A 749-nucleotide genomic window follows, 5' to 3' on the forward strand; every position below is an offset into this window, starting at 1 on the left:
GCCGCCAGGTGGTCGATCGCGACGCCGACGGGGTCGACGACCGCCGCCAGGTGGTCGATCGCGACGCCGACGGGGTCGACGACCGCCGCCAGGCGGTCGACCCGGCAGCGAACCGCCGTGACGTGGTCGCCCGGGAACGCGAGGCGTTCGGCGGCGTGAAGGTCGGCTCGGCCTTCTTCGGATGGCTGACGGCCGTCGGCACGGCGACGCTCCTCACTGCACTGCTCGCGGCCACGGGGGCCGCCCTCGGCCTGGGAGCCGACGACGCCGAGGCCGCCGCCGACGACATCGGCCTGGCCCCGGAGGCGATCGGATGGATCGGCGCGATCGCGCTGCTCGTCATCCTGTTCGTCGCCTATTACTGCGGCGGCTACGTCGCGGGGCGCATGGCGCGCTTCAACGGCATGATCCAGGGCCTCGCCGTGTGGGTGTGGGCGCTCGTGATCGCCATCGTGGTGGCCCTCCTGGGCGTCCTGATCGGCAGCCGATTCGACCTGTTCGCCAACCTGAACGTGTTCCCGCGGATCCCGGTCACGGAGGGCGAGCTGACCGTCGCCGGCATCGTCACCGCGGTCGTGGTGGCCCTCGCCAGCCTCGGCGGCGCCATCCTCGGCGGCAAGGCGGGCACCCACTACCACCGCAAGGTCGACCGCGCGGGCTTCGAGGCGTAGCACCCAGTCGGCGCCCGCATCAGCGCCCTTCGCGATCCGTGCCGGACCCGTTCCGGCACGGCGCGGAGGGCGCTGCTG

General features: G+C 73.4%; 1 protein-coding gene. It reads left to right on the forward strand.

Going from position 1 to position 749, the window contains the following annotated elements; translation table 11 throughout:
* Positions 1-8 precede the first annotated feature (8 nt).
* On the forward strand, positions 9-671 hold the full coding sequence (locus GH736_RS23770) for a hypothetical protein (RefSeq protein WP_159607559.1): 663 nt from the start codon (positions 9-11) through the stop codon (positions 669-671).
* The last annotated feature ends 78 nt before the right edge of the window (positions 672-749 follow it).

The organism is Agromyces humi (genome assembly GCF_009720255.1).
Taxonomy (GTDB): Bacteria; Actinomycetota; Actinomycetes; order Actinomycetales; family Microbacteriaceae; genus Agromyces; species Agromyces humi.